The 23,614-nt window shown below is 38.4% G+C and carries 23 protein-coding genes; 19 read left to right on the forward strand and 4 right to left on the reverse strand.

Annotation, left to right across the window (positions count from 1 at the left end; genetic code table 11):
• Positions 1–120: 120 nt before the first annotated feature.
• The 4 genes from ACGTNH_RS07980 to ACGTNH_RS07995 all read left to right on the forward strand — a co-directional run bounded on the left by ACGTNH_RS07980 (position 121) and on the right by ACGTNH_RS07995 (position 3,932).
• On the forward strand, positions 121–1,113 hold the full coding sequence (locus tag ACGTNH_RS07980; RefSeq protein ID WP_394586214.1) for a class I SAM-dependent methyltransferase: 993 nt from the start codon (positions 121–123) through the stop codon (positions 1,111–1,113).
• 121 nt (positions 1,114–1,234) lie between these two features.
• Entirely contained in the window at positions 1,235–2,422 is a 1,188-nt protein-coding gene (locus ACGTNH_RS07985) for an acetate kinase (protein WP_394586215.1), read from the forward strand.
• A 173-nt stretch (positions 2,423–2,595) separates the two neighbouring features.
• The gene (locus ACGTNH_RS07990; RefSeq protein WP_394586216.1) at positions 2,596–3,420 is read left to right on the forward strand and encodes an EcsC family protein; all 825 of its coding nucleotides are present in this window, start codon (positions 2,596–2,598) and stop codon (positions 3,418–3,420) included.
• The gene (locus ACGTNH_RS07995; RefSeq protein WP_394586217.1) at positions 3,420–3,932 is read left to right on the forward strand and encodes a MogA/MoaB family molybdenum cofactor biosynthesis protein; all 513 of its coding nucleotides are present in this window, start codon (positions 3,420–3,422) and stop codon (positions 3,930–3,932) included. The genes ACGTNH_RS07990 and ACGTNH_RS07995 overlap by 1 nt, the downstream gene beginning before the upstream one ends.
• A gap of 374 nt (positions 3,933–4,306) precedes the next feature.
• Here ACGTNH_RS07995 and ACGTNH_RS08000 read toward each other — a convergent pair whose 3' ends face one another.
• A complete protein-coding gene (locus tag ACGTNH_RS08000) occupies positions 4,307–4,753 on the reverse strand; it encodes a universal stress protein (protein WP_394586218.1) in 447 nt (148 codons plus the stop codon).
• Positions 4,754–5,006: 253 nt separating this feature from the next.
• Between ACGTNH_RS08000 and ACGTNH_RS08005 the strand changes: the two genes are divergently transcribed.
• The 9 genes from ACGTNH_RS08005 (at position 5,007) to ACGTNH_RS08045 (ending at position 13,803) form a co-directional block, all read left to right on the forward strand.
• Positions 5,007–5,765 (forward strand): SDR family oxidoreductase, encoded by a 759-nt coding sequence (locus tag ACGTNH_RS08005; RefSeq protein ID WP_394586219.1) that lies wholly within the window; start codon positions 5,007–5,009, stop codon positions 5,763–5,765.
• 176 nt (positions 5,766–5,941) lie between these two features.
• Positions 5,942–7,060 (forward strand): alanine dehydrogenase, encoded by a 1,119-nt coding sequence (gene ald / locus ACGTNH_RS08010; RefSeq protein ID WP_394586220.1) that lies wholly within the window; start codon positions 5,942–5,944, stop codon positions 7,058–7,060.
• A 598-nt stretch (positions 7,061–7,658) separates the two neighbouring features.
• Positions 7,659–8,174: a DUF4178 domain-containing protein gene (locus ACGTNH_RS08015; protein ID WP_394586221.1), complete on the forward strand. Its 516-nt coding sequence runs from the start codon at positions 7,659–7,661 to the stop codon at positions 8,172–8,174.
• 12 nt (positions 8,175–8,186) lie between these two features.
• Positions 8,187–8,855 (forward strand): PspA/IM30 family protein, encoded by a 669-nt coding sequence (locus tag ACGTNH_RS08020; RefSeq protein WP_394586222.1) that lies wholly within the window; start codon positions 8,187–8,189, stop codon positions 8,853–8,855.
• A gap of 65 nt (positions 8,856–8,920) precedes the next feature.
• On the forward strand, positions 8,921–9,586 hold the full coding sequence (locus ACGTNH_RS08025) for a DUF4247 domain-containing protein (RefSeq protein WP_394586223.1): 666 nt from the start codon (positions 8,921–8,923) through the stop codon (positions 9,584–9,586).
• Positions 9,587–9,599: 13 nt separating this feature from the next.
• Entirely contained in the window at positions 9,600–9,995 is a 396-nt protein-coding gene (locus ACGTNH_RS08030) for a DUF350 domain-containing protein (protein WP_394586224.1), read from the forward strand.
• Positions 9,996–10,081: 86 nt separating this feature from the next.
• Complete coding sequence (locus tag ACGTNH_RS08035; protein WP_394586225.1) at positions 10,082–11,632, forward strand: polyamine aminopropyltransferase; 1,551 nt, start codon at positions 10,082–10,084, stop codon at positions 11,630–11,632.
• Positions 11,633–11,650: 18 nt separating this feature from the next.
• On the forward strand, positions 11,651–12,331 hold the full coding sequence (locus ACGTNH_RS08040; protein ID WP_394586226.1) for a metal-dependent hydrolase: 681 nt from the start codon (positions 11,651–11,653) through the stop codon (positions 12,329–12,331).
• A gap of 158 nt (positions 12,332–12,489) precedes the next feature.
• Complete coding sequence (locus ACGTNH_RS08045; RefSeq protein ID WP_394586227.1) at positions 12,490–13,803, forward strand: DRTGG domain-containing protein; 1,314 nt, start codon at positions 12,490–12,492, stop codon at positions 13,801–13,803.
• A gap of 14 nt (positions 13,804–13,817) precedes the next feature.
• On the opposite strand, the gene ACGTNH_RS08050 is transcribed toward ACGTNH_RS08045, so the two are convergent.
• Positions 13,818–14,117 carry a YtpI family protein gene (locus ACGTNH_RS08050; RefSeq protein WP_394586228.1) on the reverse strand — a complete coding sequence of 100 codons (300 nt, stop codon included), beginning with the start codon at positions 14,115–14,117 and terminating at the stop codon, positions 13,818–13,820.
• A gap of 131 nt (positions 14,118–14,248) precedes the next feature.
• Between ACGTNH_RS08050 and ACGTNH_RS08055 the strand changes: the two genes are divergently transcribed.
• Entirely contained in the window at positions 14,249–15,205 is a 957-nt protein-coding gene (locus ACGTNH_RS08055; RefSeq protein ID WP_394586229.1) for a DHH family phosphoesterase, read from the forward strand.
• A gap of 11 nt (positions 15,206–15,216) precedes the next feature.
• Here the strand turns inward: ACGTNH_RS08055 and ytrI are convergent, their stop codons facing one another.
• Both ytrI and ytrH read right to left on the reverse strand, forming a co-directional pair.
• Positions 15,217–15,720 carry a sporulation membrane protein YtrI gene (gene ytrI, locus ACGTNH_RS08060; protein WP_394586230.1) on the reverse strand — a complete coding sequence of 168 codons (504 nt, stop codon included), beginning with the start codon at positions 15,718–15,720 and terminating at the stop codon, positions 15,217–15,219.
• A complete protein-coding gene (gene ytrH, locus ACGTNH_RS08065) occupies positions 15,720–16,052 on the reverse strand; it encodes a sporulation membrane protein YtrH (protein WP_188375480.1) in 333 nt (110 codons plus the stop codon). The genes ytrI and ytrH overlap by 1 nt, the downstream gene beginning before the upstream one ends.
• A 136-nt stretch (positions 16,053–16,188) precedes the next feature.
• Here ytrH and dnaE point away from each other — a divergent pair, with 136 nt between their 5' ends.
• The 5 genes from dnaE (at position 16,189) to accA (ending at position 23,503) form a co-directional block, all read left to right on the forward strand.
• Positions 16,189–19,521, forward strand: a complete 3,333-nt coding sequence (gene dnaE, locus ACGTNH_RS08070; protein WP_394587671.1) for a DNA polymerase III subunit alpha — start codon at positions 16,189–16,191, stop codon at positions 19,519–19,521.
• A 146-nt stretch (positions 19,522–19,667) separates the two neighbouring features.
• Positions 19,668–20,909 (forward strand): NADP-dependent malic enzyme, encoded by a 1,242-nt coding sequence (gene ystJ / locus ACGTNH_RS08075; protein WP_394586231.1) that lies wholly within the window; start codon positions 19,668–19,670, stop codon positions 20,907–20,909.
• Between the two features lie 63 nt (positions 20,910–20,972).
• Positions 20,973–21,569 (forward strand): FadR/GntR family transcriptional regulator, encoded by a 597-nt coding sequence (locus ACGTNH_RS08080; RefSeq protein WP_394586232.1) that lies wholly within the window; start codon positions 20,973–20,975, stop codon positions 21,567–21,569.
• A gap of 114 nt (positions 21,570–21,683) precedes the next feature.
• On the forward strand, positions 21,684–22,541 hold the full coding sequence (gene accD / locus ACGTNH_RS08085) for an acetyl-CoA carboxylase, carboxyltransferase subunit beta (protein ID WP_394586233.1): 858 nt from the start codon (positions 21,684–21,686) through the stop codon (positions 22,539–22,541).
• Positions 22,541–23,503 (forward strand): acetyl-CoA carboxylase carboxyl transferase subunit alpha, encoded by a 963-nt coding sequence (gene accA / locus ACGTNH_RS08090; protein ID WP_394586234.1) that lies wholly within the window; start codon positions 22,541–22,543, stop codon positions 23,501–23,503. Before accD ends, accA begins: the two co-directional genes overlap by 1 nt.
• The last annotated feature ends 111 nt before the right edge of the window (positions 23,504–23,614 follow it).

A 23,614-nucleotide genomic window follows, 5' to 3' on the forward strand; every position in this document is an offset into this window, starting at 1 on the left:
AGTGAAATGTTGAAGTTGTTGGCTATATTCGATATGGTAATAGGTAGAATGAAGATGAAATTGACAGACGCTTGTTGTTTCGGAACAATAGCGTCTTTTTATATGAACGGAGGATCACCAATGAAGCAGGAAAATGTTGAAGCCTTATTTCAATGGATTGATGAAACATCTTTGACAATCGAGAGCGATATGAACATTACTTATTTAGAAGCTCTAGCAGAAACGTTAGATACGATTTTCCAAGGTCAGCCATTCGAAGACTTGGATGAAGCTTTGCAAACTAAATTAACGAATCAGCTTGTTAAAGTGAATAAAGAAGAGTTTGAAAGAGAAGAAGTTAGAAAAGCGGTCCAATTAGCTATTTTAAAAGGAATGAAGGATGCTACACAGCAACAGCATTTAATCACTCCGGACTCTGTAGCGATGTTTATGGGGTATGTAGCCTCTAAGATACTAGAAGGTAAAGATGACGTGAAGTTGTTTGACCCTGTGGCGGGAACAGCTAATTTGCTTACTTCTGTTATGAATCAATTAGATATGAATGTGAAAGCCTATGGAAGCGAAGTAGATCAAACGTTAATTCAACTGGCTGTCGCTAATGCGAATCTTCAAAAAAATCAAATTGAATTTTTCCATCAAGACAGTTTACAACCATTTCTTATGGAACCTGTTGACTTCGTCATTGGGGACCTGCCTGTTGGTTATTATCCAGACGATATACAAGCTGGAAAATATCAACTCCAGGCAAGAGAAGGGCATTCTTATGCTCACCATTTGTTAATTGAACAGAGTTTGAATTATACAAAAGAAGAGGGTTACTTAATGTTCATTGTTCCAAACTTCTTATTTGATAGTGAGCAATCACAAGCTCTAAACGAATTTTTAAGAGAACGTGCCCATATCGTTGGAATGCTTCAACTTTCAGAATCCCTGTTTAAAGATGAGAAACACGGAAAGAGTATTCTTATCTTACAGAAAAAAGGTAAGGGATCCAAGCCACCTAAACAAGCATTACTCGCCAAGCTTCCATCATTTAAAAATCCTAATGCAATGGCTGATATTTTATCTCAAATGAACCAATGGTTTGACGATTATAAATCGGGTGAATTATGAGAAAATAAAAAATATAACAAGTAAACGTTATCAATTAGTTTCCGCCTTGAAATTGAAAGATTCGGGTGATTAAATGGTATTGGTAGAAAGAAGCGAGCCTAATTTAAGGGGATGAACAACGTTGAATAATATTCTTGCAATTAACGCCGGTAGTTCTTCACTAAAGTTTCAATTGATTGAAATGCCTGAAGAAACCGTTGTAACTAAAGGGTTAGTTGAACGAATTGGAATACAGGATTCAGTTTTTACAATTGAATTCAATGAAGAAAAAGATAAAACGGTCACAGACATTGAAGATCACGCAGTAGCCGTCAAAATGCTTTTGAAAAAACTGACTGCTCACGGTATTATTGAATCTCTCGATGAGATAGATGGTGTAGGTCACCGTGTCGTACACGGAGGAGAGCGTTTTAGCGATTCTGTATTGATTACAGATGAAGTTATTCAGGAAATTGAAGATGTATCTGATTTAGCTCCTCTTCATAACCCGGCAAACTTAACAGGCATTCGTGCTTTTCGTGAAGTATTGCCGAATGTACCTCATGTAGCTATTTTTGATACTGCGTTTCACCAAACGATGCCTGAACAGTCTTATTTATATAGCTTGCCATATGAGTACTATGAAGATTATGGTATTCGTAAATACGGTTTCCACGGAACGTCACACAAGTACGTATCTGAGCGTGCCGCAGAAATGCTCGGCCGTCCATTAGAGCAGTTAAGACTACTTTCCTGCCATCTTGGTAACGGTGCCAGCATTGCTGCAATTGAAGGTGGAAAATCAATTGATACGTCCATGGGATTCACTCCGCTTGCAGGAGTAACGATGGGAACCCGTTCTGGAAATATTGATCCTGCCTTAATTCCATTTATTATGGAGAAAACAGGTAAATCTGCGCAAGAAGTAATGAATGTACTGAATAAAGAGAGTGGTATGCTTGCGCTATCAGGTTTTTCAAGTGACTTACGCGATATAGAGCTAAAAGCTGCAGAAGGTGATGAGCGTGCAGAGTTAGCACTAGAAGTTTTTGCTGCTCGTATTCATAAATATATCGGGTCTTATGCTTCACGTATGCATGGAATCGACGGTATTATTTTCACGGCAGGGGTTGGTGAAAATAGTACATCCATCCGTGAACGTGTTCTAAAAGGATTAGAGTTTATGGGTGTTTATTGGGATCCTGCATTAAACCAAGTACGTGGAAAAGAGGACTTTGTTAACTATCCGCACTCTCCTGTTAAAGTAATGATCATTCCGACAAATGAAGAGGTAATGATCGCACGTGATACAGTAGAAAAAGGTTTGTAATAAAAACAGGTTAGCTTAAATGGCTAACCTGTTTTTATTTTTTAACTAAAGATGGGATAGAGTAATCGTCCCATAATATACAGCTGCTATATCTGAAAATAAAGCACTTATTTTTCAAATATTCATATTATGGATACAATAGAAAGAAGAGGCATGGCATAGGAGGGATACATTTGTCTTCAAGAAGGGTATATGAGCAAATTAAAGATTGGGAAGAGCAGCGATTGAATTATGAGGCGAATGACTTTGAAATGATTTATGCGAGCTGGTTGCAAGATTCCTTTCAACAAATAAGCCCTGCCCTGCAAGAGAAGTTTTTCTCCAGGCTGGATGGTTGGTTGTTTCATACTCACGCTTTTTTGCAAGGAACAAACTTTCAAATGGAGGCTAGAGAACGCATTTTAACCATTGGTCGAATCTTTGAAAACGATATAAAGCAGATGAATGATATGAAAAAACTGAATGTTGATCAATTAACTTACATAGCTGATCAACAAACGGCAAGAAGCCGGCTTTACTCTTTTGCTCAAGGTGGACTTACTGGAACAGGTGGATTGTTTTTATTAGGGATGGATTTTCCATTAATGTTGGGTATGAACCTTCGTACTGTACAGTTAGTAGGTTTAACTTTCGGCCATGAAATGAATCATCCCTACGAAATGATGCTCTCATTAAAGGTATTTCATGCGGCTACGTTACCTAAACGGCTGCAGGGGGCTGCTTGGGAACATCTTATTGCAGAAGTAAGGCATAACCCTTCGCCCTATCTGTATGAAGGAGAAGATGATTTAACAGGGTCCACGTGGATCGAGCACCCATTAAAACAAACATTTAAATCTTTATTTATACTCATGTTTAGAAAGAAACTTTTTCAAGGTATACCTTTAGTAAGTGTGGCTATTGGTGCTCAATCAAATTACAATTTAACGAAAAGAATTTCTGAATTTGCTACGAAATTTTATCAATATCGTCATCTTATACAACAGGAGGGGATGTAATGTCTGTTGAACAACATAAAAGAGATGCGCCATCGTCAGTTCAATGCATGATCATTACTGTAAGTGATACTCGCACAAAAGAAACGGATAAAAGCGGTAATTATATTGCGGAGGCTTTAAAGAATGATAACCACATAATTGTTAATCATCTCATTGTCAAAGATGATCATCTAAAAATTAAAGAAGCCGTTCGTTATGGCATGGCAAATGAAGATGTAAATGTAATAGTAATGAATGGTGGAACAGGGGTCGCTAAACGTGATGTGACAATAGAGACGGTAACGCCCTTGTTTGATAAAGAAATTCCGGGATTTGGAGAAGTTTTTCGTATGTTGAGTTATACGGAAGATATTGGGTCTGCGGCTATTTTATCAAGAGCAACGGCTGGAGTTGCTGATGACACAGGTATATTTTCCTTACCGGGTTCCAGTGGGGCTGTAAAGCTAGCTATGAACAAACTAATTCTTCCTGAAATCGAGCATCTCGTGAGAGAAATAAAAAAAGATTTATAATTGAGAAATCAGGCTGTGACAAAACTGAAAAAAGCTTAAAATAATCCGAACGATACTATTGAAATCAGTTCGGATTATTTATATTTAATCGAAATTACACCATCGCTCCGTCAAAATACTTCGCCTTGTTTGGGCACGGCCTCAGCTTCCTATTGCGCACGATATCAGGTACGTACCGGAATTCACACTTGGCACTTCGCTCTTTTTACAGTTTTCGGTACCTGGTCCCTTATGCGATGCAATAGAGTGCTACACTGTTGAGACATTATAATTACGCTAATGATCTGGGTTTATACGATAGTTCGTTTTTTGTACGCTCTTGAAAACGTGGCTTTACTCATGTCCCGAACTCGTGTTATTAAAGAAAATAATATTTACTTGATTGCTTCCCTCACTACGAGTACATCACAGGTTGCATACCTTGTAATATGTTCGGAGACACTTCCAATAAAAAAACGTTCCATTAAATTCAATCCGGTTGCCCCGCAGATAATTAAATCAGCATGAAATTTAGGTGCTACGTCTTTTGCAATCTTTACTTTCGGAGAACCGTATTCAATACTAACGGTTACATTTTGGACACCTGCATCTTCGGCTTTTTGCTGATAGTCATCCAGGAGTTCTTTGGCGTATTTCTCTGCACGAACAGCAAGTGAACGATCATAAGCTTCTACTGTAGAAAAAGCTCTAGTATCAACAACATGAGATAAAATAAGCTGCGCGTCATTTCTATTTGCGATATCAATTGCTTTTTTAAAAGCGACCTCCGCTGTTTCAGACCCGTCAACTGCTACAACTATATTTTTGTATTCATATGTCATCGTGAACGCTCCCTTCCTTTTGTTACCTATATTATATCATGCTACAAATTAAACAAAGGGGGTAGACATTACTTTTTTCATGAACTTTTAAAACATATTGATTACGAGCGTCTCCTGTGAAAAATCTCTTACTTTTGTAGTAAAGTTAAAGTATACAATGGGGCAGTGAAATAGATTAAAATGGCGGAATATCTGCAAATGTTAACCTATACATTAATTCGTAGTACTTAGAATCGCTTAAGGAGGGCTAGTAATGAGGCACGCAATTATCACCGCAGGAACTAAAGGGTTAGGAAGAAAAGTAACAGAGCAGTTTCTAAATGCAGGCCATTCTGTAACTGTAACTTATTTAACAGACCGTTCTAAAGCGGAAGAGCTGTTAGAGAATTATGCTCATTTAAAGGATCGTATCCAGGTGGTCCGTGTAGACGTAAGGCATAAAGTAGAATTAGAAAAACTCGTAGACGACACGATGAATCGTTTTGGGCGTATTGATTTCCTTATAAACAATGCTGGCCCTTATATATTTGAAAGAAAAAAACTTATGGATTATACAGTTGATGAATGGGATTCGATGATTCGTGGAAACCTAGATGCATCGTTTCATCTATTGAAGTTAACTATTCCAGTTATGCGTCAGCAGAATTTTGGGCGAATTATTCACTATGGGTTTCAAGGTGCGGGGTCTGCACCAGGATGGATTTATCGTTCGGCCTTTGCAGCTGCGAAGGTGGGACTCGTTTCCTTAACAAAAAGTATCGCTTTTGAAGAAGCTGAATACGGAATTACTTCAAATATGATTTGCCCTGGGAATATTACAGGTCAAATGAAGGAAGCTTCTATAAAGGAAAGTCGATCAAATAGTGATGAGAGTACACCGATCGGCCGTCCGGGCACTGGTGAAGATATCGCACGCTCCATTGAGTTTCTGTGCCAGGAAGACTCGGATATGATTACTGGTACTATATATGAAGTAACTGGAGGAATGGATGTTATCCATCGCTTCCGCTAATGAAGAAAAAAGAAAATTTTTATTATTTTTAGAGGTGTAGGTTGTGAAGAACAGGTTTGGTACAATGTAAGTGCTTACATTAAGTGTCTATCCGCTCACAGTCTTTAATGATATAGTAGTAACGAACTGGATAGTATTGGATGAAAATTACATAGGAATTGGGAGGTTGTATAACTGTGAAAATTGGCATACCTACAGAAGTGAAAAATAATGAGAATCGAGTAGCAATGACTCCTGCGGGTGTAGTAAGCCTTGTAGGAGAAGGTCATGAAGTGTTTTTAGAGAAAGGCGCGGGTTTAGGTTCAGGGTTTACAGATGAGCAATATATCGAAGCAGGAGCGAGTATAGTGAATTCTGGACAAGAAGCCTGGAGTCAGGAAATGGTTATGAAAGTTAAAGAACCGCTGCCTGAAGAGTATGATTATTTTTATGAAGGACTTATACTATTTACTTATTTACATTTGGCTCCAGAACCAGAATTAACAAAGGCGCTTGTGGAGCGAAAAGTTGTGGCCATTGCTTATGAAACGGTGCAGCTTTCTAATGGTTCACTGCCGCTGCTTACACCAATGAGTGAAGTGGCGGGCAGGATGGCATCTCAAATTGGCGCACAAGTATTGGAAAAGACGCACGGTGGACGAGGCGTCTTACTTTCGGGAATTCCAGGTGTCAGCCGGGGCAAGGTGACGGTGCTGGGTGGTGGAGTAGTAGGTACAAATGCTGCTAAAATCGCGGTTGGATTAGGTGCTGATGTAACAATTATTGACTTGAATCCCGATCGTCTGCGTCAACTAGATGACCTTTTTGGAAAAGAAATTAATACGTTAATGTCCAATCCTTTAAATATACATGAAGCTCTAAAGGAATCAGACTTAGTGATTGGTGCCGTACTTATCCCAGGGGCAAAAGCGCCTAAAATTGTAACTGAAGAAATGGTTAAAGATATGCCTGAAGGATCAGTAATTGTTGATGTAGCTATCGATCAGGGAGGGATTTTTGAAACGACTGACCGAATTACAACTCATGATAACCCAACCTATGAGAAACATGGAGTTCTTCACTACTCTGTAGCTAATATGCCAGGGGCAGTTCCAAGAACATCAACACTGGGTCTTACGAATGTAACGGTCCCTTATGCGCTGCAATTAGCAAATAAAGGATACAAGAAAGCTTGTTTAGATAATGAAGCTCTTTTTAAAGGGATCAATACATTAGACGGTTTCGTCACCTATGCAGCAGTGGCGGAAGCCCACGGCTTTGAATATTCGAACGCAAAGGATTTAATTTTGAAGTAAAGAAGAAAACAGCAGAACATGCAAATGTTCTGCTGTTTCAGCTTGTAGAGAAACCTTATAGAGTGTAAAGGGTTTGAGGAAACGACTCCCTTTCCGCAAGGGAATGGTGTGCCTCCTCGGGCTTTATCAGCCCTCCGGGGTCACACCTGATTCCCATTTCCCGCAGGAGGCTCGCCGTTTCCTCAAACCCTTTCTCGAAATAGATCATGGGCATTCATTTACTCAAGCTGTGCCCTTATAAAAGCAGCGTTTGCAAAAGGATATTCACATTACGAAGGTTTCAAGATTTCATTCTGGTCAAAGGCTCGGAAAAAGCAGTCGTTTAATACAATTTTATGCGCGTCCGATGTTAGAGTTCACTTCACAGACTGAGGATATTTTCCGTCTTGCCCCGCGGAAAACAGCGCTTTTCCCTGTTCTTTTCTCCATACTTATATGACGTAAATCTTAGCTTTTTCGACAGCTTGAAAACAGCAGAACATGCAAATGTTCTGCTGTTTTTATATTTCTTTGATAAAATGTATATAAAGTGAAACAAAATTGATATTCAATCGTAAATACAGATAAGCAAGGTCAAAGGTGAAGGAGAGGTGGAGACTTGGGCTTTTTTTCAAGGTTATTTTCTAAACAACAGGATAAAGATAGAGGAGAAGTGAAAGAACGGGATGCTTTAAATATCCAAATAGGGGATATTATCACGTATGATCTTGTGGATTACGAAGTGGTAGGAAAAATTACTTATCGAGATAGCGGGTATGAATGGTTTTCTTATCAATTGTTGGAAGGCAGGAACATTAAGTGGCTCTCAGCTGAAATGGATGAGGAATTAGAGATCGGGATTTACGAGACCGTGAAACTGCCAATGAATACTTTTCCTGATAAAATCAATTACACTGACATGACTTATTACAAGGATGAGGAGGGAGAAGCGTATGTAGTAGGGGAAGGCCGCAGTCAAAACGTTAACGGTCAAACAATACGCTATGCCGAGTATGTATCCGAAGATGAAGAAACTTATTTGTCATTAGAGTCATGGGGAAGCGAAGTAGAGGTAAGCTATGGTTTTGATATTGAAGAGTATGAAATAAAAATAATTGCTGGATCGAATAACTAAGGAGGAATTTAAATGTTTAAATTTTTTAATCGTGTAAAAACTGTTGTAAGTAGTGAGTTAAATTCAATGCTGGATAAAGCAGAAGACCCGGTGAAAATGTTAGAGCAGTTTATGCGAGATATGGAAAATGATATTCGCGAAGCGGAAACAGCTGTAGCTAAACAGATTGCCAATGAAAAGATGCTTAAAAGAAAATACGATGATGCTCAAGCTTTAGCAGATAAACGTATGAAGCAAGCGGAGAAAGCTATTGAATCAGGGAACGACGATCTAGCCCGCCGGGCATTAGAAGATAAAAACAATCAGCAGCAGCAGGCTGATCAATTTAAATCTTCTTTTGAGCGTGCGGAACAAGATTCTAATAACCTTCGTCAGAAACTAGAGGAGATGAAAAATGAATACCAGGAAATGAAACTGAAGAAAGATTCGCTTAAAGCTAGAGCTGAATCAGCGCAAACCCGGACGAAAATGAATCGAACGATGTCTAACATTGGTAGTGATGAATCGCGTCAAGGTTTTGAACGTATGGAAGAACGTGTGATGCAATATGAAGCAGAAGCGGAGACGAGTGAGGATCTTTCTCAATCGAATCGCTCACTAGATGATGAATTTAACGAGTTGGATAAGAAAGATGATGTAGATGACGAACTTGCTGCTCTTAAGAAAAAATTGAATAAGTAAAGACTTAAGTTGTGCCTGACAAATGTTCAGGCACATCTCATTTTTATGGAAAGGAGGAACTCTAATTGAGGGATTACGCTGGGGTCATTATTGTGGTACTCATTGCCGTGGTAATAGGTTACAACTCTTTTGGTTCTATGGGCAATGGATCAAAAGGGATGTCAGGATCGAACGCCCAAGATACATATGAAGAGTTGCCAAGTGAACCTTCTAGGAATGATGTGCTTAATTCTATTAAGCAATCAGAAGCAGCTTCGATCAGACAGCTGCTTAGCGATAGCTTTCCGCTTCTTGACACGGTAGAAACGGATGAAGGGCACTCTGAAATATTTATGACTCAAAACTTAACTCTTTCAGAAACGGCGGAAGAAATCGAAAACAAAATTGAACCAGAAGAAGTTAGCGATCGAGATGAAGGGAAACAAGTCTTAATCTACCCTGACGAATTTGTAATTTTACAAGAGAGTGATGAGGAGCCAGGACTTATTCTTATTGAACTTGCAAGTGACGAATTTGTTCGTAACAATTATTCACCAAGTTTCTTTCAAGGGTTGTTGGCTTATTCTTTGTTAAATCGAATGCTTGGTTCTAGCGATTGGGCCAATCGAAGAGAGGCACGCTGTCAATCTGAAGGCGGATGTTATGGCGGCTATTCAATGTATGGTGGATCAAATTCAGGTTCCTTTAGAGGCTCTTCTAATCGCGGTGGAGGACCTGGAACAGGAAAATAAAGGAGGAATTATTATGGAACCATTATTAGCTACAATAGGTTATTTTGCCATTGGGATCGTTGTTGTTGTTATAGGTTTATTTATATTTGAAATACTTACTAAACAGTATAAAGATTGGGATGAGGTAAAGGCTGGAAACCAAGCTGTAGCAATGTCAATTGCAGGGAAGATTATTGGAATTTGCATCGTTCTTTCATTTGCTATTTATCATAGCTTTACTATATGGGATACGTTATTATGGGGTGCTTGTGGAGTAGTACTTCAAATGATTGCTTACTTGTTATTTGAGTTATTTACTAGAAAGTTTTCTGTGGAAACTCAGTTGAAGAACAACAACACAGCTGTTGGGATTATTTCCATAGGAGTTTCGATCGGTCTAGCTTTAGTAATTGGCGCATCAATTACATAGTATGGAATAAGAAAAAAGAGAGCCGCTATGTAACTCATAGTGGCCTTTTCATGGTAATCACAGCATTAATATCGGAGTGAAACGGGATGGAAACGGATGGAATAAAAAAGAGCCGGCTTATCTACTGGGCCTCAGGGATTGTTTCAATATGCGGGATTATCTTTGAAGTATTGTTTGGAGCCCTGGGGTCGTATATTTTAGGGGACGGTGTTAAACAGTACACTATTACAATCAGTCTCTTCCTGACTGGCATGGGGATAGGTGCTAGTATAAGTGAAAAAGTCATGAAAAATCTAATTGTGACTTTTGTTTGGATTGAGTTTATGGTTGCCTTGATTGGTGGATTTTCCAGCTTCACGATGTTTGGTATGACAGCTTTTGCGCCTGAGGGAACGGATGCGTTCTTCTTGTATTTAGTTACTTTTACAATTGGTGCGTTAACCGGATTGGAACTTCCAATACTCATTCGTAAAGCCAGCGAGATAGGAGTCGAATTAAGCCGGAGTACAGCTAGAGTATTATTTTCAGACTATGCAGGAGGATTAATCGGTGGATTGCTTTTTGCTTTTTATCTGCGTCCGGAAATGGGGATGGTGAAAAGTGCATTTTTCGTCGCTTGTATAAATCTATCCGTGGCAGTTATTATATTATATTTGTTTCGTAAAGAAATTAAGCAAGTAACGATCCATGCTGCAGCCGCAGCTTTTATCGGAGTATTACTCATAGCCGGCTTATTTTTTGGAGAGGAAATGGCTTTCTCTTTTGAGCAAAAATTATATAAAGATCCGATTGTTTATAGTGAGGATAGTGCTTACCAGAAAATTATTCTTACTCGTGATCAAGAAGATACACGTCTATTCCTGGATGGCTCCCTTCAGTTTAGCTCAACGGATGAGCATCGATATCATGAAACTCTTGTTCACCCACCAATGGAAGAAGCTGATAAGAAAGAGGAAGTTCTTATTCTTGGAGGCGGGGATGGTATAGCTGCTAAAGAAGTATTAAAATATAGTGACGTGAAGCAGCTAACTATTGTTGATTTAGATCCAGCAGTTACTGAGCTTGCTTCTACAAATTTTCATTTGAAACAGTTAAATGAAAATGCCTTAGAGGATGAACGTGTTCAAATTAAGAATAGAGATGCATTTAAGTTTTTGGAAGATACGGATGCGCTTTTTGATGTAGTGATCATAGATTTACCTGATCCTAATAATGAAAGCCTGAACAAATTATATACAAGAGAATTTTATTCATTAGTGCGTAATCACTTGAAACCCGGCGGGGCAGCAATGATTCAAGCTACCAGTCCGGTGTTTGCGAGAGAGGTGTACTGGACGATTGATGAAACGGTAAGGGATACAGGTTTAAACGTTGAAAACTTTCATGTTGATATACCAAGCTTTGGAAACTGGGGATTCATCATGGCTAGTAGAAGTAAAATAGATGTAGAGGATATTGAACTTACTCAAGAAACAAAGTTTTTAACGAAGGAACTATTGCAATCTATGATGGTGTTTGGAAAAGATGAAGATAGGGAAATCGTTAACAGTGAAGGCGAGTCTGTGTCATTAGCACCTAATACCTTAATCCATCCGAACTTGATTCAGAAATATGAACAGGCTTGGCAGAATTATTAAACTTTAAGGAGTGGTAGAGTGAAAGTTTCATTTCATGGACATGCAGTAGTTAAAGTGGAAGCACAAAGTAAAACGATATTATTTGATCCGTATATTTCAGAAAATGGAAATACTGACTTAGATGCGGAAAACGTTCATGCTGATATTATTCTACTTACACATGGCCATAACGATCATGTAGGAGATACGGTTGAAATTGCGAAACGCTGTGATTCTCAAATTATTGCCCCATTTGAGCTTGCTACGTATTTAGGGAATAAAGGTTTAAATGCCCATCCAATGTACATCGGAGGGAGCCATAAATTTGATTTTGGAACAGTTAAATTGACTCAAGCTTTTCATGGTTCTTCATACACTGAAGAAGATGGTTCAATCGTATATACTGGAATGCCGACTGGAATCTTGTTGACTATTGAAGGGAAGACGATCTACCATATGGGAGATACGGGATTATTCTCTGATTTAAAAATGATTGGGGAGCAAAACTCAATTGATCTGGCTTTCGTTCCTATTGGTGATAATTTCACAATGGGACCTGAGGACGGATTGTTAGCTGCTGAGTGGATAAAAGCAAAACAGATTGTTCCTATCCATTACAACACATTTGAATTAATTGAGCAGGATGGTAAAGGTTTTGCTGAAAAAGTAGGACCTGGAAAAGGAAAAGCTCTTGAGCCGGGAGAAGCGATAGAACTGTAATAGACTTAAAAGCCCACATTGTTGTGGGCTTTTTTTAAAAGAAATCTTCTAACTTGATCACTCGTACCTTTAAGAACGATTGCGGTCTAACTGTATCACTTGTATAATAACAATAATAAGAAAAAATATTAGTACAGTTAGAAAGATTGGTGATTTTATTGGCTACCAAACATGAACAGATTCTTGAACATATTGACTCTTTATCTGTTGGCAGCAAAATTTCAGTCAGGGGAATTGCAAAAGCTCTAAATGTGAGTGAAGGAACCGCATACAGAGCCATTAAAGAAGCTGAAAATCAAAATATGGTAAGCACCATAGAACGTGTGGGTACAATTAGGATTGAAAAAAAGAAGAAGGAAAATATTGAACGTCTAACTTTTGCAGAAATTACAAAAGTAGTAGATGGGCAAGTGTTAGGTGGTCGGGAAGGATTACATAAGACCTTAAACAAATTTGTTGTAGGGGCTATGAAGCTTGAAGCTATGATGCGCTACACAGAAGCAGGGTCTTTATTAATCGTAGGTAATAGAACGAATGCACATGAATTAGCAGTTAAGGAAGGAGCGGCTGTTTTAGTTACAGGTGGATTTGATACAACTGACAAAGTAAAAAAATTAGCTGACGAAAAGAAACTTCCAGTCATATCCACTAGTTATGATACATTTACGGTAGCGACTATGATAAACAGAGCCATTTATGATCAATTAATAAAAAAAGAAATCGTACTAGTAGATGATATTTACACGACATTTGAAAAAGCAAGTTACTTAACGACGAAGGACTCTGTGGAACGTTGGCATGAATTAAATGAAAGTACACAACATAGTCGTTATCCGGTAGTTGATTTAAAAAATCGAGTTGTTGGAATGGTGACCTCAAAGGATGTCATTAACAAGGATCCTTCTTTAAAAATCGATAAAGTAATGACGAAGAATCCTATGACTGTCCAAACGAGCACTTCTCTTACGAATGCTGCGCACATGATGGTGTGGGAAGGAATAGAGTTGATGCCGGTCGTTGATCAATCTCAAAAGCTTCAGGGGATTATATCAAGGCAGGATGTATTAAAAGGTTTGCAAAATTTACAGCGACAACCACAAATAGGGGAAACAATAGATGACTTGGTGAGTAAACAATTAGAATTAAGTGAAGATGATGAGCAATTATTTAAACTTCGGACTACCGTTACCCCTCAAATGACAAATCAACTGGGAACTCTTTCTTATGGTGTATTTACCACTCTCGTTACTGAAGCTTCAAGTCGATTGTTAAGTAAACATAAGAAAGGCAATCTAGTAGTCGAAAACATCTCGCTCTTATTTATTAAGCCCGTACAACTTGAAAGCGAGATCGAGATAAAGCCTCAATTATTAGAAATGGGGAGAAAAGTAGCAAAGGTAGACGTCGAGGTTCACCATGAACACGCAGTAGTAGGAAAAGCTCTTCTCATGGCTCAGCTTATTGACCGATAAAAAAAGTCGCTGATTCAGCGACTTTTTTCACGAAGTTTTTGATATTCACTTTGATAATGTTTACTCGCTTTAAAGCCTAACCTAAACTGCATGACGCCTAAAATAAGAAACACGATGCCTATAAATAGAGAGAGTCTTGTTTCATAAAGTAAATACTGGTTAATCCCAAAGAAAAAAATAAATATACCAAGCCACATTTTAGCTTTGCTATTTAAGTATTCTTGGGATAAAGGGTCTTTGGTTTTTACTACCATCACTTTATAGTATATATAAAGTATGAACGAGATAAGTATAATAGTCGGGAAAAGTATCAAAATAAATCGACTCCTGCTTAAAATGTATTTCCGATGTTCATTGTAGCTTGTTTTTCAGTGTTTTGCTACCTCAATAATAGAAGTTATGGGATAATAGGAGAAAGATTTGTAGAGAAAGAGGCTTGGTATAGATGACTCACTATAAAATAATGGATGCGATTAAGCAGCACAAAACAATTATTATTCACCGTCATGTTCGACCGGATCCTGATGCTCTGGGATCTCAAGGAGGCTTGGCTGAATTCATTCGTTATAACTTTCCTGACAAAAGAGTATTAATTACAGGAGAAAATGAACCTTCCTTACAATTTTTGACGAAGATGGATGTGGTTGCTGATGATGATTACAAAGGAGCTCTAGTCATCGTTTGCGATACAGCTAATCAACCAAGAATTGATGATCAAAGATATGCTGAGGGAGCAATGTTAATTAAAATAGATCACCATCCTCTAGTAGATGAATATGGCGATATTAGCTGGGTAAATACGCAAGCAAGTTCTGCTTCAGAAATGGTATATTTTCTTTATAAAGAAGTGGCTGAACAAGGATATACGTTAAACGAAAGAGCGGCCTCACTGTTGTATGCGGGGATAGTTGGAGATACCGGCCGGTTTTTGTTTCCAAGTACAACAGAGAAAACTTTTGCAGCAGCGTCTGAATTAGTAAGTTATAATTTCGACCGTCCAGAAATGTATAATCAACTTTATAGCACACCTGTGAAAGTAGCTAAGCTTAAAGGTTATGTTTTAGAAAACTTCATTTTACATCCCCAAAGGTATAGTACAGTGCGCTTACCAAAAGATATATTAGATAAATATGAGGTCTCTCCTTCAGAAACGAGTGCAATTGTAGGGTTATTAGGAGATATTGAAGGAATTTTAGCATGGGTATACTTTGTGGAGGAAGAGGACAGTATTCGAGTACGTCTTCGTTCAAAAGGACCTGTTGTAAATAAAATAGCAGAAAAGCACAATGGAGGGGGACATCCTATGGCGGCAGGTGCTACCGCAAGTTCATGGGAGGAAACGAATATCATAGCCGAAGAGTTAAAGGAAGCATGTGATGCGTTTGTTAGAGACCACAAGTAAGTATGCCTCCTTTAATTCTCGATTGTAATTGATAGTTGAAGTTGAAGCTGGTTAGAAATGATAAGTCTTTCGACCTTAAGTGAATAAGTGAAATCTTCCACTACAAATTGTTTGTTTTCGATAGTGGCGATGATAAGATCGCTTTGATCACTTATATTTTCAATATCTTCTCCTGACAGACTTTGAAGTTGATCTTTAACCATGGAAGAAAGCTGGTGTTGGGTCAACTTATCTATATGAAGGGCTTTAGCATTCGTGTAAGAGGGGACAATTTCTTGAATCGTTAAAATTTCATTTTTTTCTTCATCAGCTTCTTTTTCTTCATTTAGAAGACTCTCATACTTCGCTTCAAGCTCATTAAGCTTTGAGGCTAATTGAATGTTTTCTTCTTCTAAATGTTCATGAAGCTGGTCGTTAATGAAAACAAATAAAACGTACCCCGCAATCGCACCGAAGACGCACCCAGCATAAAATCGTCTCCACTCTCTCTTTCTTAATTGAGGGGGGATGTACATTAAGTAACCTCCTCGCCTAATAATAGTTCAAATACAAATAATGCGGCTTGAACGCCTCCCATGGCAGCAACAATAATCATCACTTGTTTAAATAGATCAAACGTTGATCCTTCGAATATTCCTCTCTCAAAATTACTAATCGCATCAAAAGTTCCTCCAATTGCTGCAACAATTGCCCAAATACGTAAACCTTTTGCAATTCTAAACATGGATGTTAAAGGTGCTTCACCAGTAAGAAAACTTCCTATACTTCCAATTAAGGTACCACCCATAATAACGCCGAAAGCGATGAAGAAGCATTGGATCATTGATATGACTAATCTTTCTTCCATCTTTTCCCTCTTCCTTATAGAAGTATTGTATTGTTAATAACCAAGCTATTCTTTAAAACTAAAATATATGCAGGACGCTTTTATACTCCTTCTAATTTCCATATAATAAGTAATAGAGAGAAAGAGGTGAACGGTGATGTCATATGCTCATTTGCAGGTTCATAGTGGTTATAGTTTGATGGATAGTACGATCCAAATTCCTCTCTTAGTTCAACAAGCGAAGAAACTTGGCTTTACTTCACTTGCTCTAACAGATAATGATGTTTTAAGTGGTGCGGTTTCTTTCTACCAGAAGTGCAGGGAGGAAGGAATAAAGTCTATTATTGGTTTGCGTTTAACCGTGTTTTTCAAGAATGAAAGAATTCCCGTTACCTTGCTTGCTAAAAATAAAAAAGGTTACGAGGCTTTATTGAGACTAAGTACCAAATCCCACATAGAGGAAGAGGAACCGCAATTAATTGACTTCACCTCATCAGCTGATGATTTAGTTGCGATTATTACAGTGTCAGATACATCATGGGGTTCTTCAATCCTGAACAGCTCATTTGATAGAGTGAAAGAGGAAATAGAAGAATGGCGCCACATATTTAAGAACTTTTATCTTGGGGTTAAAGATCATGGTGTGCAGGTGGAGAAACAACTTCATCCAGAGTTAAAACAGTGGACCGATAAATTACAAATTCCCGTCACGGTTATGAATCCAGTGAAATATATAGAAAAAGAAGATGCCGAAGCTTATTACTGTTTACGTGCTATAGCTCAAAATGAACCGGTACAAGAAAATAAGGGTACATATCAAGACCATCAATATTTAAAATCACCGAAAGAGATGGAAACGTATTTTAAAGATTGGTGGCCGGAAGTATTAGAGAATAACAAAGCTATTGTAGATTTATGTGAAGTAGAGCTGGATTTAAATCAAACATTGCTGCCTTCTTTTCCGGTACCCGAAGGAGAAACAGCGAATCATTATTTAAGAAAGCTCTGTCTGGGTAAATTAAAGGACAAATACCCAGAAGATAAAGAAAAAGCTCGTGAAAGGTTAGAACATGAGTTAGACGTTATAACATCAATGAATTTCAGCGACTATTTTCTGATTGTATGGGATTTTATCGACTACGCAAGAACCAAAGGGATTGAAGCTGGACCGGGGAGAGGGTCAGCTGCAGGGTCTATTGTTAGTTACTTACTTGGTATTACCCAGGTGGATCCTTTGGCTTATGATTTGTTATTTGAACGATTTTTAAATCCTGAGCGTATAACGATGCCGGATATTGATATCGACTTTCCGGATGACCGCAGGGATGAAGTAATTGAGTATGTTATGAATAAATATGGTCAAGATCATGTTGCGCAAATATGTACTTTTGGAACATTTGCAACTAGAAGTGTACTTAGAGAGCTCTTTAAAGTACTTCAAATTGATGAGAGCGATACAGCTTTCATTTTAAAGCAGTTACCTGGAGGGACTAGTCATTCTTTAAAAACAGCTGTACAGCAATCAGAGCCACTTAAAGATTATATTCGTTCATCGCCTAAATTAATAAAGCTTTTCAGGGTAGCTTCAAAACTAGAAGGCTTACCTAGGCACGTTTCGACACATGCTGCTGGGGTCGTCATTAGTGAGCACCCGTTAATGAATTACACAGCGTTAATGCAAGGACAAGGAGAAGTTCTGCTCACTCAAATGGCTATGGGAGATTTAGAAAATATAGGACTTTTAAAGATGGATTTCCTTGGGCTGAGAAACTTGTCACTGTTAAGGAGAATGGAAGCAAAAATTAGAAGTTATAAACAAGCTGATTTTCATTATAGTAATGTAGACCTTAATGATGGAAAAACCTTTGAACTTTTACAGCAGGGTCGCACGAATGGAGTGTTTCAACTAGAGTCTCAGGGGATGAAGAGTGTGCTTAGAAGGTTAAAGCCTAGTCATTTTGAAGACGTCGTGGCTGTTAATGCTTTATACCGTCCAGGTCCGATGGAATATATCCCCGTCTATATAAAAAGAAAACATAAGCTGGAAAAGGTCAGTTACCCCCACCATATTTTACAACCGATTCTTCAAAAGACTTTTGGTGTTTTAGTATACCAGGAACAAATCATGCAGGTAGCACAAAAAGTGGCAGGGTATTCTTTAGGAGAGGCTGATTTACTGCGTCGTGCTGTCAGTAAAAAGCAAAAAGAGGTTTTAGAAAAACAGCAGGAACAATTTGTGACGCGTTCCATAAAAAATGGACATGAAAATGAAGTAGCTGTCCAGCTTTTTCAATGGATAGTAAAATTTTCAAACTATGGTTTCAATAGAAGCCACGCTGTAGCGTACAGCTTTATATCCTATCAGTTAGCTTATATTAAGGCTCACTTCCCTTCCGTATTTATGGCAGAATTAATAAATTCTACATTAGGGGATAAAGAAAAACTAGCTTCCTATGTAAGAGAGGCAAAAGAACTTGAGTTGCAGGTTAGAGCGCCATCGGTTAATTACAGCTATCCTTATGCTTTAGATGAGCAAGGAGCCATTCGTTTAGGCTTCCTTTCCATAAAAGGAATTGGATACCCGGCAGCTCAAGCTGTTGTAGAAGAAAGGAAGAAAGGGAAGTTTAAGAGCCTCCATGATTTTTGCCTGCGATTACACGCAAAAGAAATCAATCGAAATATACTTGAAGCTCTTATCATGGCAGGGGCTTTTGATGAACTTCAACAAAATAGAGCTAGCTTGTTGGCAAGCATTGATCAAGCATTGGAACAGGGTGAGCTTTTCCGAGAGTTTCAAGATTTACCAGAGTTATTTTATCAAGATTTAGAAATAGAAGGGCAAGTATCTTCTACAGAACCTTTTCCTATTTTAAAACAGTTATCTTTAGAAAAAGAAGTATTAGGAACATATTTATCAAATCATCCTTTAGAGGCACATCGGGAGCGCTTAACTGTAGAGGGTTATTTAACTATAAGAGAAAGTTCAAAGCTTATAAGTAAGCGATCAGTAAAAACCGCGGCTGTAGTAGATGAAGTAAAAGAAATACGGACCAAACGGGGTGACTCGATGGCATTTCTTACAATTAGCGATGAGACTGATGAGATGGATGCTGTATTATTTCCCGATGTATATCGAGGAGTGAAACAGTGGTTGAAGGACAATCAACTTGTTGTCATACAAGGTAAAATTGAAGAAAGAAATGAAAAGAGTCAGTGGATCGTTAATCACATTTCAAATTTTAACAGCTCTCACTTAGCCTCTGAAAAAAAGAGGCTGTTTATAAAAACGATAAAAAAAGAGGAGCAGTTATTACTAGAAAGATTAAGAAAAGTTGCTTCTTATTTCCCGGGCAATACGGAGGTGATTGTACTTGTTGAAGAAGATAGGAAAACGTATCAGCTAGACGATTCTTATCGAGTTAAACCGACAGAAGCTTGTTTAAGAAAGTTATATGATTTCTTTGGAGAGGAATCCGTAGTTTTAAAATAGGAATAACTTTAATCAAAAAAAGAAATCTTAGTCCAGTATTTTGAGGTTCTTTACACAAACTATTCATCTGTTATAATTAAGAGGTTAATGGTGGTCTGACCACTCGATTCGGAATTATTCTATAGTTTCTAAAGGAGCGTGTACCTGTGACAAATTTGAGAGATGAAGCACTACATATACACCGTGCTAATAAAGGTAAACTAGAAACAAATTCAAAAGTACCTGTAAGGAATGCTAAGGATTTAAGCTTAGCCTATTCACCAGGGGTAGCTGAACCATGTAAAGAAATCTATGATCATAAGGACACTGTCTATGATTATACGATGAAAGGGAATATGGTGGCTGTAGTCAGTGATGGTTCGGCTGTTCTTGGTCTTGGCAATATCGGACCTGAAGCAGCTCTGCCAGTTATGGAGGGTAAAGCTGCTTTGTTTAAAAGCTTTGCAGGAGTCGATGCTTTTCCGATTTGTTTAAATACTAGAGACATTGATCAAATTGTACAAACCGTTAAATTAATGGAGCCAACTTTTGGCGGCGTGAATTTAGAAGATATTGCTGCTCCGAACTGCTTTATAATTGAAGAGCAATTAAAAAAGGAAACGAACATCCCGATTTTCCATGATGACCAGCATGGCACAGCCATCGTGACTGTCGCAGGATTAATGAACGCTCTTAAAATTACAGGGAAAAGTTTCTCTGATATAAAAGTGATTGCCAATGGTGCAGGAGCAGCCGGCATAGCTATTATAAAACTACTTTACCACTTTGGGGTAAGAGATATTATTATGTGTGATTCTAAAGGAGCAATTTATGAAGGACGTCCTTCAGGAATGAACGATGTCAAAGAGGAAATTGCTAAAATCACGAATAAAGATAAACAAGAAGGAAAGCTTGAGGAAGTAATGGAAGACGCAGATGTCTTTATTGGTGTTTCTGTTGGCGGTCTGCTATCAAAAGAAATGGTTTCACGTATGAATGATGATGCTATTATATTTGCCATGGCTAATCCCGAACCTGAAATCATGCCTGATGATGCCAAAGAAGCGGGTGCCAGGGTGATTGGTACAGGACGCTCAGATTTTCCAAATCAGGTTAACAACGTATTAGCTTTTCCTGGAATCTTCAGAGGGGCATTAGATGTTCGAGCTACTCGAATTAATGAAAAGATGAAAATTGCAGCAGCAGAAGCAATTGCAGCGTTGGTAAGTGAAGAGGATTTGAATGAGGATTACGTCATCCCTGCTCCTTTTGATGCTCGTGTTGCTCCTGCTGTAGCAGCGAGTGTAGCTAAAGCTGCAATGGAATCTGGCGTTGCACGACATCACGTTGATCCTGAAGAGGTAGCCGAGAAAACAAGGTACCTTACATTAATAGATGAAGAGGACTAAACCTTGGAGAAAGGCCGTTGGCTTTTCTCCTTGAATTTTGTCACTATGAAAGGGGCCTGTTCAATGACCCATACTTTGAACGAAAAAGTGTATGAAGGAGTATTAGAACAGATCAAAGCTTATATTGAAAATCAGAAGCTTAAGCCAGGCGACAAATTACCTTCGGAAAGAGTGTTCAGTGAGTTGTTGCAAGTGGGAAGATCTTCTATTCGTGAAGCTTTGCGTGCCCTTGAACTGTTAGGGTTAATAGAAACAAGGCGCGGCGAAGGAACATTTATGAGAGCCTACCGCCCATACCATATGGTTGGTTTGTTATCGAAGTTTCTTTTAAATGATAATAGAACTAGAGAAGAGCTGTTAACAGCTAAGCAAATGCTTGAAAAAGAAATTTTACTATTATCCGCCGGGCAATTATCACATGTGCAACTAGAAGAATTGAGCAGATTAATACCTGAGGAACAAAATAGTCAAAAGCATCAACAGATGTTTACTTATTTATTTGAACAATGCCATCATCCACTGCTATTATCTATGTGGCAATTTATTAGCGGATTTACACATACTGTTCATGATATTACGTATACTCCGGATATGTATAAACGATTTTATCATGCATTATCAAACCATAAATCCAAAGAGCATATCTACTCTTTGTTTTAATATAAATCAATCGGGCAATTGTACACTCGACAGCTTTCCTTAACAAATGCACGATAATTTTTGTATTATGACATAGAACATAGAAATGAGCCTGGTCCTAAAGGAGGAATCACCTTGCTAAGAGATTTTTTCAGCAAGAAAAAGCGCTATGCATCCATACCAAGTCAAGAGGCAAAGCAGGATGTACCTGAAGGGCTGATGCAAAAATGCCCAAGCTGCCAAAAGATTTTTTATAGAAAAGAACTTATTAGGAATATGAATGTTTGTCCTCATTGTGATCATCACCATAGTTTAAATGCCTTCGAAAGAATTGAGCATTTATTTGATGATAACTCCTTTGAAGAGTGGGACAAGAATATGATTTCCACGAATCCTCTTCAATTTCCAGATTATGAAGAGAAGCTTGAAAAGGATCGTCTAAAATCCGCCTTAAACGAAGCTGTAATCACAGGAAAGTCCTCTCTAAATGGAAATAAAACAGCAGTAGCTATCATGGATTCCCGATTCCGAATGGGGAGTATGGGGTCTGTTGTAGGAGAAAAAATTACGAATGCAATAGAAAATGCTAGAAAAGAAAAGCTTCCTTTCATTATTTTCACAGCATCCGGAGGGGCCCGTATGCAAGAAGGTGTCTTAAGCTTAATGCAAATGGGCAAAACTTCAGTTGCTCTCCGGAGACTTCACGAAGAAGGTGGATTGTTTATTTCGGTCATGACGCACCCTACTACGGGGGGAGTGTCAGCTAGTTTCGCTTCTGTCGGTGATTACAATTTCGCTGAACCAGGAGCATTAATTGGTTTTGCAGGGCGCCGGATCATAGAGCAAACAATTCGTGAAAAACTTCCTGATGACTTCCAGACTGCAGAGTTTTTACTGCAGCATGGGCAATTAGACAAAGTTATCCACCGTCATGATATGAAAGCTACCCTTTCCACTGTTCTAGACATTCACTGTAAGGGAGGGAACATCTGATGAAACACGTGTTAGAATTTGAAAAACCGGTTATTGAGCTTCGAGAAAAAATAACTGAATTAAAAAGGTTAACGGAAGAAAGTGAAATGGATTTAAGTGAAGAAATTACTACACTAGAAAAACGGTTAGAGAAATTAGAAAAAGATGTGTATGATCGGATGGCTCCCTGGGATCGAGTACAAATGGCTCGCCACCCTGAACGGCCTACTACCTTAGACTACATTGACTATTTATTTAGTGACTTTTTAGAGTTACATGGAGATCGGTTATTTGGTGACGACGAAGCTATTGTATCAGGAATCGCTAAGTTTAATGATCAGCCTGTAACAGTAATTGGTCATCAGCGGGGAAAAGATACAAAAGAGAATATTAAACGAAACTTTGGTATGCCGCACCCTGAAGGCTATCGTAAAGCGCTGCGCTTAATGAAGCAAGCGGAGAAATTCAATCGCCCGATTATTACATTTATTGATACGAAAGGTGCTTATCCAGGAAAAGCTGCAGAAGAAAGAGGTCAAAGCGAAGCCATCGCTAGAAACCTTGTAGAAATGTCAGGCTTAACAGTACCAGTGATTTGTGTAGTTATAGGTGAAGGAGGAAGTGGGGGGGCATTAGGTTTAGGAATAGGTGATCGTATCTATATGCTCGAGAACTCCACATATTCAGTGATTTCTCCAGAAGGAGCCGCTGCTTTGTTATGGAAAGATTCGAATTTAGCTCAAAAAGCAGCTGAGACTATGAAAATTACTGCTCAAGATCTGAAAGAGCTTAAGGTAATAGATGATGTTATTCCAGAAATTCGCGGCGGTGCCCATAGAGATATTGAAAAACAGGCAGAAAGAATGGGACAATATATCCAGGAAGCTCTTAAAGAACTTCAGAAAAAGAATGAAGAAGTTTTATTGGAAGAGCGTTTTGACAAATATAAAAAAATTGGCGATTACACACAACTTAATATATAATTAGACACGGAAAATGAATAGATAATCCTTGTTAAAGCAAGTCGCACTAAGCTAGTTGTGCGACTTTTGTCATCTTATGGGAATGGTGACGCTTTCATGGAGAGTAATGTG

It is taken from the genome of Halobacillus sp. B23F22_1, assembly GCF_043497005.1.
Lineage (GTDB): Bacteria > Bacillota > Bacilli > Bacillales > Halobacillaceae > Halobacillus_A.

Bases quoted from the DNA above. Each gene is read 5' to 3' on its own strand.
- ACGTNH_RS07980 (WP_394586214.1), top strand. From the start codon at position 121: ATGAAGCAGGAAAATGTTGAAGCCTTATTTCAATGGATTGATGAAACA.
- ACGTNH_RS07995 (WP_394586217.1), top strand. From the start codon at position 3,420: ATGTCTGTTGAACAACATAAAAGAGATGCGCCATCGTCAGTTCAATGC.
- ACGTNH_RS08000 (WP_394586218.1), bottom strand. From the start codon at position 4,753: ATGACATATGAATACAAAAATATAGTTGTAGCAGTTGACGGGTCTGAA.
- ACGTNH_RS08005 (WP_394586219.1), top strand. From the start codon at position 5,007: ATGAGGCACGCAATTATCACCGCAGGAACTAAAGGGTTAGGAAGAAAA.
- ACGTNH_RS08020 (WP_394586222.1), top strand. From the start codon at position 8,187: ATGTTTAAATTTTTTAATCGTGTAAAAACTGTTGTAAGTAGTGAGTTA.
- ACGTNH_RS08030 (WP_394586224.1), top strand. From the start codon at position 9,600: ATGGAACCATTATTAGCTACAATAGGTTATTTTGCCATTGGGATCGTT.
- ACGTNH_RS08035 (WP_394586225.1), top strand. From the start codon at position 10,082: ATGGAAACGGATGGAATAAAAAAGAGCCGGCTTATCTACTGGGCCTCA.
- ACGTNH_RS08055 (WP_394586229.1), top strand. From the start codon at position 14,249: ATGACTCACTATAAAATAATGGATGCGATTAAGCAGCACAAAACAATT.
- ytrI (WP_394586230.1), bottom strand. From the start codon at position 15,720: ATGTACATCCCCCCTCAATTAAGAAAGAGAGAGTGGAGACGATTTTAT.
- ytrH (WP_188375480.1), bottom strand. From the start codon at position 16,052: ATGGAAGAAAGATTAGTCATATCAATGATCCAATGCTTCTTCATCGCT.
- dnaE (WP_394587671.1), top strand. From the start codon at position 16,189: ATGTCATATGCTCATTTGCAGGTTCATAGTGGTTATAGTTTGATGGAT.
- ACGTNH_RS08080 (WP_394586232.1), top strand. From the start codon at position 20,973: ATGACCCATACTTTGAACGAAAAAGTGTATGAAGGAGTATTAGAACAG.
- accA (WP_394586234.1), top strand. From the start codon at position 22,541: ATGAAACACGTGTTAGAATTTGAAAAACCGGTTATTGAGCTTCGAGAA.